General features: G+C 60.2%; 10 protein-coding genes and 1 pseudogene. 2 read left to right on the forward strand and 9 right to left on the reverse strand.

Translation table 11 applies throughout. The features are described from left to right. Window positions 1-97: 97 nt before the first annotated feature. From GWG54_RS19925 to GWG54_RS19940, 4 genes and pseudogenes are all read right to left on the reverse strand, one after another. Window positions 98-304 carry a hypothetical protein gene (locus GWG54_RS19925; RefSeq protein WP_167939387.1) on the reverse strand — a complete coding sequence of 69 codons (207 nt, stop codon included), beginning with the start codon at window positions 302-304 and terminating at the stop codon, window positions 98-100. Next, entirely contained in the window at window positions 304-1,071 is a 768-nt protein-coding gene (locus tag GWG54_RS19930; protein WP_167939388.1) for a mechanosensitive ion channel family protein, read from the reverse strand. The genes GWG54_RS19925 and GWG54_RS19930 overlap by 1 nt, the downstream gene beginning before the upstream one ends. 738 nt (window positions 1,072-1,809) lie before the next feature. Beyond that, window positions 1,810-2,874 carry a D-xylose 1-dehydrogenase Gfo6 gene (gfo6, locus tag GWG54_RS19935; protein WP_167939389.1) on the reverse strand — a complete coding sequence of 355 codons (1,065 nt, stop codon included), beginning with the start codon at window positions 2,872-2,874 and terminating at the stop codon, window positions 1,810-1,812. 106 nt (window positions 2,875-2,980) lie between these two features. Next, window positions 2,981-3,445 (reverse strand): annotated as a pseudogene (locus GWG54_RS19940) (transposase); the annotation flags it as partial. 163 nt (window positions 3,446-3,608) lie between these two features. On the opposite strand from GWG54_RS19940, the gene GWG54_RS19945 reads away from it, so the two are divergent. Next, the gene (locus GWG54_RS19945) at window positions 3,609-4,355 is read left to right on the forward strand and encodes an SDR family NAD(P)-dependent oxidoreductase (protein ID WP_167939395.1); all 747 of its coding nucleotides are present in this window, start codon (window positions 3,609-3,611) and stop codon (window positions 4,353-4,355) included. A gap of 7 nt (window positions 4,356-4,362) precedes the next feature. Here GWG54_RS19945 and GWG54_RS19950 read toward each other — a convergent pair whose 3' ends face one another. From GWG54_RS19950 to GWG54_RS19965, 4 genes are read right to left on the reverse strand one after another with little or no spacing between them, the layout of a single operon-like run. Next, a complete protein-coding gene (locus GWG54_RS19950; protein WP_167939390.1) occupies window positions 4,363-5,745 on the reverse strand; it encodes an aldehyde dehydrogenase family protein in 1,383 nt (460 codons plus the stop codon). Then, window positions 5,745-6,830 carry a long-chain fatty acid--CoA ligase gene (locus tag GWG54_RS19955; protein ID WP_167939391.1) on the reverse strand — a complete coding sequence of 362 codons (1,086 nt, stop codon included), beginning with the start codon at window positions 6,828-6,830 and terminating at the stop codon, window positions 5,745-5,747. Before GWG54_RS19955 ends, GWG54_RS19950 begins: the two co-directional genes overlap by 1 nt. Continuing rightward, window positions 6,827-8,278: a sodium:solute symporter gene (locus GWG54_RS19960; protein WP_167939392.1), complete on the reverse strand. Its 1,452-nt coding sequence runs from the start codon at window positions 8,276-8,278 to the stop codon at window positions 6,827-6,829. The genes GWG54_RS19955 and GWG54_RS19960 overlap by 4 nt, the downstream gene beginning before the upstream one ends. Next, window positions 8,275-8,427, reverse strand: coding sequence for a hypothetical protein (locus tag GWG54_RS19965; protein WP_245242891.1), 153 nt, complete (start codon window positions 8,425-8,427; stop codon window positions 8,275-8,277). Before GWG54_RS19965 ends, GWG54_RS19960 begins: the two co-directional genes overlap by 4 nt. 321 nt (window positions 8,428-8,748) lie before the next feature. Between GWG54_RS19965 and GWG54_RS19970 the strand changes: the two genes are divergently transcribed. Further along, window positions 8,749-9,408 (forward strand): nucleotidyltransferase domain-containing protein, encoded by a 660-nt coding sequence (locus tag GWG54_RS19970; protein WP_167939394.1) that lies wholly within the window; start codon window positions 8,749-8,751, stop codon window positions 9,406-9,408. 2 nt (window positions 9,409-9,410) lie between these two features. Here GWG54_RS19970 and GWG54_RS20725 read toward each other — a convergent pair whose 3' ends face one another. After that, window positions 9,411-9,674: a hypothetical protein gene (locus tag GWG54_RS20725; RefSeq protein ID WP_209438545.1), complete on the reverse strand. Its 264-nt coding sequence runs from the start codon at window positions 9,672-9,674 to the stop codon at window positions 9,411-9,413. Between the last annotated feature and the right edge of the window lie 363 nt (window positions 9,675-10,037).

Below are 10,037 nucleotides of genomic sequence, written 5' to 3' on the forward strand. Positions count from 1 at the left end.
GAGGTCCGGTTGTGGGACCCCTTCATACTCGCCACGCTGATTCACGAAATCAATCGCTGCTTCGCCATTAGGTTCCACATACTAGGGTGGTAGCTGATCAGTCGGCGACAGTCGTCCCGCGGTCGTCCTCACTGTCGCCGTCCTGCAGCACCGTCTCGGGACGCGCGTCGTCCCGACCGCGGTCGACGGCAACGCGGGCGGTGCCGCTGGTCTCGTCGAACACCAGGTGCGTGTGGGGGTAGGCGATCTCGACGTCGGCGTCCTCAAGCCGATCCCAGACTTCCTCGTGGATCTTCGAGCGCATCATCCGTGGCAGGTAGGGGCGTTCGACCCAGAAGTTAAGCTGGAGCCGAACACCGTGGTCAGCGAAGGATTCGATGAACGCCCGCGGCTGGGCGGGATACTTCGTCCCACCCATCGCGATCCCCGGCCCGCCCTCAACGACGCCGTCGATCCCCGCGGCGGCATCCTCGAGCAGAGCCCTGCCTGTTCGAGATCACCCTCGTAGGTAACGAGAAAGGGGATCGAGACGCGGGTACGCTCGTCGTCGGCCGAGAGGTTGATGACGTCCCGACCGCGGATCGTCGAGTTCGGAACGACCAGAAAGGTGTTCTCGAGGGTGCGGATCTTCGTGTACCGCAGCGTAACGTCGACGACGTAACCGCTTTCCTCCCGATCGGTGAGTTCAATTATATCATTGACCTCGTATGGTCGGTTCGCGAGAATGAAGAAGCCGCCGACGATGTCGCTGGCGACCGGTGCTAGGGTGACGCCAATTACGGCCGAGAGGATGGTTGCCGACAGCACGAGGTCGGAGAGTTCGACGCCGTAGATACCGAGTACGACGAAGACGGCGAGAACGAGTACTGCCGCTCGAACTGCTCGCAACAGCACCTCGGCGACAGATCGTCGCTGCATCCGTTCGAGAAGTTGCGGTCGACTCGCCTCGGTGACCAGTCTCGAGCCGTACCAAGCGACGAGAACAACGAGGGTTGCCGCCAGCCAGTTCGGAATCGATTCCGAGACCACGCTGGGAGCCGTTGCGGCGAGATCGAACGCGAGTGCGTGCATAAGGTGTCGATTGACCGCGAACGGAAAGTGCGTTCGGCCGGCGGGATCGCTCTTAACGTCATGCTGTGATGGCAGGGTGATCGATTCTGAGTGGTAACATCTTGTATACTAACATGAAGCAAGAGGACAACGTGAACTCTGTCCCGACACGAGCCGAGCAGACCGTGGCTGCTGTCGTAATTTTCGCTGGCCTACTGGCAGTACTGGCAGTTACAGGTTGAACAGGCGCAATGCCACGGCCTTGAGGCCGTGGATACGCGCCGTCACTAAGTGACATGATCCACCGACGATAGCACATCTGTGTTTGAAGCCGTCAATATTATGTGGGTTCGAACGTACTACGTGGTGATGGTCTTCCCCACGTACGGCACGACGGTTTCACCGTCAACTGGTCTTCGACCAGCGACCGTGATGGGTAACAAAACCAGAATCAATCCACCACGTCCTCGTAATGGAGACGCGAATGGTGGTACCCAGTCGGCTGAATACCCGACCGTGGAGGGAAGCGGTATTCCCATCGAAACGTCCAGCACGCCTGGATGGGAAGGTCCCATTGACAGGACTGTTCCTGTTGTAATGCACATCCTCGGTCACAATTGGATGGCTACCGTCGAAGGGTCACGCGAAAGTGTCTTTGAACCCCGAGGAAACACGGAACCTCAAACTCCACTTCGTGGATTCCCGCGTCTTTAGGCGCGGGTGGATGTCAAACTCAATTCCGTGTTAGCTGCCGTTGTGTTATATGGTAATCTGTTTATCCGTCTCGGCGGATTCATATGCAGCTTCGATGATACGTAGGTCTGTCAACCCTTCTTCACCGTCCGTTTCACAGTCGGCGTTCGTCAAAATGCAATGGGCAAAATAATCGAACTCCTCGCGCACTTCATCAACGGAGGGTCCAACGTACTTCGTCTGGGAGTCGTGGCGCTCAACCAGCAACTCTTGGGACATCCTGCCGCTGAACGGGTCTCTGATGAGTACCTGTCCCTCGGTCCCGAGCACTTGCAGTCGATTGTCGGGATGGGCATTTAAACTGGCCGTACAAGAGGCAGTCAGTCCATTGGGAAACAAAAGCTCGACGACGACGTGTTCCTCGACTCTGTCGAACTGCGGGGACTGGGATGTCGTCTCCGCCCACACGGCATCGGGGGTACTGTCGATCAGAAAGCGGGTCAGATGCAGCGGGTACACGCCGAGATCGATCAACGCACCTCCGCCAGCGATGTCGGGATCAAACCGCCAAGAGTCGGGACTGACATTGTCCAGTAACTGTGAGGAGAAGCCAGCCTTGATCTGGCGTGGGTTACCGATGACACCATCCTGGATCAGTTCGTGTAGCCGTCGGATGGCCGGCTCAGCTCGCAATCGATAGGCAGTCATCAGTGTCACACCGCTGTTGGCACAAGCCTCGACCATTTGCTCGGCCTCGTGGACGTTCGTCGCGAGCGGCTTCTCACACAGGACGGGTTTGCCGAGGCGGGCGGCAGTCTCGGTGTACTCGCGGTGAAACGCCGGGGGCGTGGCAACGTAGACGGCATCATACCTGTCTGTCGCCACACCACTGTTAAATTCGTCATAGCCGATGACTCGATCCACAGCGAACTCCTCCGCGACCGCCCCAGCTTTCGTTGGTGACCCGCTTACTAGCAGCGTTACCTCACAAAACTCGGTGGCACTGAAAACCGGAAGAACACGATTGCGCGCGAAAGATCCAAGCCCGACGACGGCCATCCGGACTGTCCCTTCCGTAGTCGTCTGCCAGTCTCGACGAGTGAACTCGTCGAAATAGTCCGTGACGTCCATACAGTTTCTCACGAGCCGTTGACAAATAGGTGTACTGAATGACATCCTCCTCGCCGTAAACGGCGAGGCTTCCCACAACAGTGGGATTCCGGCTGTGCCGTAGGTTTCAGTCCGAATAGGCCGCGAGCGTCATCTGCGAGGATTGCTCGCTCGTCTCGCGGTGGACTGTGGCGCTGTCACTGGCGCTCCCATTCCGTGGTGTCGAGGAAAATCTCCGATTTTCCGACCATTGGAAGACGGAGTCTTCCAAGAAGTCATTGCGTTCCGGTTTCCAAGGAACGCTCTCTCCCCACGGATCTACGCGAGCAGCGATATTCGCTGCTGCGTTGATATCTGCGTGGAACTCTGTTACGTGGCAGTTGTCGTTCGTACACTTGAACTCCGCTTGCGACCCACGACGGCCGATGTGGCCGCACTCGTGGCACGTCTGGGACGTGTAGCGCGGATTCACGAACCGGACCGGAATTCCGGCTTCGGTGGCCTTGTCCTCGATACGGCCCTGGAGACGGGCGAACGCCCACGCGTGAAGCCGTCGGTTCATGTACTTCCCGTAGTCCAGATTCTCACGTATTTGCGGGTCGGTCAAAGATTCTTGTCCATGAGAATCTACGTCATCGTCGCCACGATTGCCGAATGCGGATCCGGAAGTGGACCCGGGGTTACATATATGTCTTGATACTGATGGTTACGTTGAGAGCGGTGCTCTTAATCCCTCGTATGGTGAGTCACCGACCATGAATATTGATGGAACGGCGCTCGTGACCGGTGGTTCAGGTGCGATCGGCCGGGCGAGCGCCGTAGCGCTCGCGCAGGCCGGCCTAGACGTCGCCGTCGGGTACCACGGCGACAAAGCGGGTGCGGACGAGAGCGTGGCCGACGTCGAATCATGCGGCCAGACGGCGACAACGGTACAGGGAGACGTTTCCGATCCGACGGATGCGGCCAGGCTCGTCGACACCGCACTGGAACTGGGACCGCTCGTCGCCGTCGTGAATGCTGCCGGCGTTACCGAACCAGCGCCGATCGAGGATGCGCCGACATCGATCGGACACGTGCTCGCGGTCAACGTCGAGGGCGCCGTCAACGTGACGTCAGCGGCGATCGATCACCTGCGTGAGGCTGACTCCGGAAGCGTGGTCAACGTCAGCAGCGTTTCAGCCGCGTTGGGAACAGTCGATACCACGTACGCGACGTCGAAGGCCGGCCTGCTCGGCTTTACTCGCTCGCTCGCTCGCGAAGCTGGCCCCGACGGGATCCGCGTCAACGCCGTCGCGCCCGGTCCGGTCGACACGCCGATGAACGACGAGGTCACCGAGTTCCTGGAGGATCGACAGTTCAGGGGACACCACACCGTCGACACGCTGCTCGATCGCTACGAGGCGACGCCGGAAGAAGTCGCCAAAGCAGTCCGGTTCCTGGCGACTCATCGGTTCGTTACCGGCGAAGTGCTGCACGTGGATGGCGGGATGTCCCTCGGGTGAGACGGCGTCAGCTGGGATCGTACGTCGTCGTCTCGTAGAGCACCGACGCAAGATACGTCTCGTGAGTTTCCCGAAGGTCGACAGTGGCGGGATAGCGACCGCCGTACACCTTTCTGATCTCGGGCGATCGGACGAACCGCCGCTCAAGGTCGTCGTCACCGATGACGACCCCCAGGTAGGCACCCTCAAGCCGTATTGGGAGATCGTCGGCGTCGCAGCGGGTGACGCCGGCGAACTGGAAGGGGAGTTCCGAGACGAGCTCGTCGGTCCGGAGGACGGTCGGCAGGAGGCGGGCGACGCCGTCGCGTTCAACGAGGCGGGGTTCGATTCGATGGCTGGCGGTGACGTCGGTGCCGGACTGATCGCCTACGGCGTCGTCAATCTGTGCTGCGCGTTCGAGGTTGAATCCCGGCACGCCCGTTCGTTCGTCGGTGAGCGGACCGCACCGCGCGGTGTCGCTATTGACGACCTGCTCGGCGAGTCGGTCAGCCAGCGCGTCGGCGTCGCAGTCGCCGGTCGCGACGATGCGCGTCAGGCAGAAGCAGGCGCGGCCACCGGCGCGGGTCACGCCGCGGGCCAGCGTCTCGAGTTCCCGGTCGGTCGGCTCCCGCGCGACGACGGCGACGCTCTCTCCGGGACCGTAGGTTTCGACGGTCGGATCGTCGCGGAACTGGCCGACTGCGGCCTCGCCGCCGAACGCCAGTGCGTGATCACTTTCTCGACAGACGATTTCGCCGATCAAGCGCTCACCCGGCAGGACGTGCACCACGGACGCGGGAACGCCAGCAGCCCGCAGGGCGCGTCCGAGCCGAATCGCGGTAAAGGGGTCCCGATCGGAGGGGCGGAGCACGATAGGGATCTTCATCGCCAGCGCGAGGACAGGCCAGGCGTACACCGCGGGGTCGTTTGCGGGCATCGTCGTGCCGAGGGTTCGAACACGCGGCGAGAACGCCAGCCCGACGTCCGTCTCGCGGACGTAGGCCGGATCGTCGTACACCTCGAGATCGCCCGTCGGCGACTGCGCCCGCAGCGACTCGGCGGCGTGTCGAAGGCCAAACGCGAGCCAGTGGGCGCTCGTGCGCACCCAGCCCGCGGGGAGTCCGGTGGACGCGACGACCCGTTGCTGGTACTGATCGAACGGATCTAGGCTGGCGCTGTTCGCGGGCGCCCCCGCCCCGAGGAAGATCTGTCCGGCAGCCGCGACGCGATCGAGTAGCTCGCGAACGGGCGTCTCCTGGAGCGCGTCGAATCCGTACCGACGAGCCGTCTCGAGCGCGTTGTGAACTCGAATTCGCGGCGTCCGCGCCACTTCGCAGATCGGTCCGTCGAGGCCCTCGACGGTCGCGCTGCGAGTCGTCTCGCGTTCGTCGCTGGAGAGCAGTGGCAGCATCAGTAGACACCCTCGACAGTACCGTCGACGGCGTGTTCGTTCGTTCGCGGCGTTCGGATCCAGTCCCACGGGAGGTCGCCCTCACCGCGAATCCGAATCGCGGCGTCGCGCTCTCCTAGAAGCGGGAGGAGGAATTCTTCAGTGAGCACCGTCAGGCGGACCGTGCCGCGCTCGCCGTAGTCGACCGGCTCGCTGTCCTCGCCGACGATCTCCGGAATCACGTACGGATAGCAGGGGACGTAATCGAGGTGGTAGTCGCGATCGTCGAGCGGCCGCAGTTCGGGCGGCGCCTCGGGTGCGACGCCCATCAGCGTGTTGCCGTACTCGCCGACGAGGGTGACGTCTTCGTACCACTCCTCTCGGAAGATACGGTGGGTGTCGCGGTCGAGCGCCGTCCCGCCGTGGACGATTCCCTCGATCGACGACTCGACGACGAGGTCGCGGACGCGCGGCCGCTCGAGCAGTCGCGCGGTCGTGAACAGGACTCGAATATTCTGCGTCTCGAGGATTCGTTCTGCCTGATCGAGCAGGTGATCGACGTAGGCGTCGAACTCGTCGGGTCGCGGGCGTTTGGAGAGTTGTTTCACCCAGCGGGGATCCATGGTCACGTGAAACGGGAGCCGACCCCACTCGTGGGCGAGGTGCTGGACGAAGGTGCCGGCATTGTTCGCGCCGCCGGGCGGCGCCAATCCGAGGACGTTGCCCGTCGGAAACGCCCAGCGCTCGAGCAATCGGGCCGTCCACTGTGCCTGCTCACGCCAGTAGTCGTGCATGAGCACTCGCTTCGGCGCGCCGGTGGTGCCGCCGGTCTCGTAGACGCGGCGATCGCCCAAAAGTGAGGCCGGCGCAAACTCCTCGACCGGGAGCGTTTGGAGGATCGATTCGTCAAACGGATCGAATACGGTCTGCAGGTCCGCGAACTCGTCGACCTCCGTGCGGACGTCGATATCGTTTTCGGCCGCCCATTCGAGCCAGTAGGGCGTTCCCGTCTCGGGATCGAAGTGGGTCTCGATCACTTGACGCGTCCACTCGTCGAGCGTCGCGTCCGTTTTAGCGTACGGATTCGTGAACTCGGTCTCGATCATAATTGTGACTCAGAGCGCAGCGTTGCAGTGATTTCGGTCGGTTCAGGTTTGGGTGAGAGCAGCGAGCCGACAATTAACCCAATACAGGCCAGTACCAGCGCCGGTACGAACGGCATGAACGGTTCCGCCGAGAGCGGCCCGAATGTCGCAACGACGAAGTAGCCCTGTCCGAGCGCGATCGAAGTGAGGGCCCCGGTGGCGGTAGCCCGCGCCCAGTACAGCGGCGCGATCAGCGCTGGCAACAAGAGCGCGTTACCCTGGATGAAGTAGACTGCCAGTTCGATGATCGTCCCCTGCTGGGGCAGCGCGAGCAGGAGCCCACCGCCGAGCAGGACGACGGCGGTGAGACGTCCGACCCGCGTTTCTCGGGCGGTGCTGGCATCGGGAGCCACATGGTCGCGATAGAGGTCACGCGAGACGATCGACGAGAGCGTCAACACGAGACTGTCAGCGGTGCTCATCATCGCTGCCAGGGCACCACCCATAACGATGCCGAAGATGACGGCAGGGACGTGTTCGCCGAGCAGTGTGGGAATGATCGCGTCTGGGTTCTCGAGACCAGGGATCGCCGCCGCACCCCAAACGCCGAGCAAGACGGGTATCAAGGCGGCAACGACGACCATGGCCGGCCACCAGACCAATAGCGACCGGAATGCCCGCTCATCTTCGGCGGCCAAAAAGCGCTGGAACATCTGCGGATAGGCAATGATTGCCATGGTGTTCATCAGTAGGAACGACAGCCAGATACCGGGTGTGAAGAAGCCGAGATCACCGGCGGGTTCGAGGTGGCCCGTCTCCTCGACAAGTGTCTGCGTCGCCGTAGCAGGCTCAAGCGCCGGGTAAAGCCAGACTAGCGCGGCGATAAGGAGAACGACCATCGCTACTCCTTGGAGCACATCCGACCAGGCGACGCTCCGCAAGCCACCCATCGTGAGGTAGGCGGCGGTAACGAGCGTAATCAGCACCGCTCCCTGTGTGAACGAGATCGTGCCGTCCGTGATGGTCTCGAAGAGAAGGCCGCCGCCCATTGCCTGAATCGCCAGGTACGGGACAGCCCAGACGAACTGGACGGCGAGCACAGCCAGTTTAGCGGCGTCGCTCCCGTAGGCCTGCCCGACGAACTCAGGTGGCGTGATGACCCCGTGTTCGCGGCCGACGCGCCAGACCTTGAGTCCAATCAGCGCCAACGGAATGCCGGCGATCGCCTCCACACCCAGTAGGGCGAACCAGCCCATTCCATGTTCGTACCCCCAGCCGGCGCTTCCCAGGAAAATAAAAGCGCTCATTAGCGTCGCAAACATTGACAGCGGGAAGACGATCCGTCCGAGCGTGCCGCCGGCAAGGAAGTACTCAGCGGGAGTGTTTCCGGTTCGAACGTAGCCGTACCAGCCGATCCCGAGTGTTATAGCAGCATAGAGCGTCACGACGACGAGTGCGACATCGCTCATTGGGGCTCACCCGTTTTCGGCCATCCGTAGTACCAGCCCGCGACTCCGGCGACGATGACGGTGACGACCATCATCACCAGTGCGACTACTGCCCAGAACGGGAGTCCCCAGACGATCGGTTCAACCGGGAGCCACGCTGATCCTACCATTCCAAGAAACAATACAGCAAATACGACCCAGAGCGTGCGATCTATTGTGATCCTGTTCACGCACTTCATAAGCCTATGGCATAACCCGGTTGTACAAGCGGATGAACCTATCGAATCGCTCCGTCGCTTGTTCGTGACATTATCTAAATTTAGGCGCTAAGACCCCTCCCTGCTCGAGCCTTCGATTCTCGCTGAGGAAGAGGTCTTAGCGCCTAAATTCAGATAACTAGCCCCAGTGAGTTCCAGCTAGAATCAGATCTCTTCTACTGCTGAGATCAGAAATCGTTATATGTAGTATAACGCGTTACATGAGACATAATAATGGATATCAAACTGCGGCTACCGCTACCAGAGGAACAGATTTTCAGATACAAAGCAATGGATGATATCCTTGAGCTCACCGCTCAGAATCCATCTACTGAGTTTGGAAACCGTGACCTCCAAGAGATGACTGGGTTTGGCGGCCCCAGTGTTTCGAAGGCCCTCTCGTTGCTTGAATCAATGGACCTAGTGATTAGACGCGATAGTGGTAACAAAACACTCTATCGAATCAACGAGCAGCGACTCCAGGAGATTGATGACCCGTTTCTCGAAATCCCGCAGAAAGAATTCCGAGAACCGCTTCAGAGATTTATAGACAGAACTAGCGAAGGAGTAGCATCAGTTGCTGGGATTGTTTGCTTCGGGAGCGTAGCGCGTGGAGAGGCCGATCGCGTTAGTGATATTGATATCCTTGTACTCGTTGACGATGATACTGAGCTGGTGACCGCTCGACGAGCGATTTCCGATATTATAAGAGAACTCGAGTCGGAACCGATCGAAGGACAGCGGTACGAATTTGAGGTGTTTGTTGAATCTCCCGAGAGCGCTCGTAGGCGAGGCGAAGATCTCCAAACGATCTTTCAAGAGGGGATTATCCTCGAAGAGAGTGCGATACTGCATGAGGTGAAACGGGATCTCTTTGAAGGGAAAAACGAATGACTTCAAAAGAACTGGAAACGGCGCTTGCTGATGCAGAGGACGCTTTCCAGAGAAAGCCTACCACTCCTGAGGTCGGACTCGAGCACGTCTCCGATGCAGCGGTTCTCCAGTTGCGAAAGGCATGTCGCCTCCTTGACGCTGCAGGCTTCTTGCTCGATCGCAACGGCCATTTCACGGTCATCATCGAGGCCTGCTTCGTCTCCATCGAGCGTTCGATTCAATTTTATGTTGAGGAAAAGGGATACGAGGTAGCCGGACAGCGCCATACTGAGGTCTATGATTTGGGTGTCCAGGCAGGACTGTTCTCACAACGAGATTGTACAATTGAATCGGACACAAGACTGTATCTGCGGGTGAATTTAACTGGTTGCAAATAGGAAGTATTAAAGCCTGCGTTTGACGTAAAATACCGGCCCTGTCGGTGCCGGTGGGATGTGTCACTGAGTGACGGCGCGTATCCACGGCCTGAAGGCCGTGGTATTGCGCCTGCTCCGCGTATAAACCGGATACCCCTTCCTCTGCCCAGAGGCTGCTATTCACCTATGGAAACGCTGCTAACCGACCAAACCACCGCTGACGATAAAATGATTGGGGCGTACTGATGTCTGCCGCCCCGCACAGCCGGCAGG

The organism is Natronococcus sp. JC468 (genome assembly GCF_012163165.1).
GTDB lineage: Archaea > Halobacteriota > Halobacteria > Halobacteriales > Natrialbaceae > Natronococcus > Natronococcus jeotgali.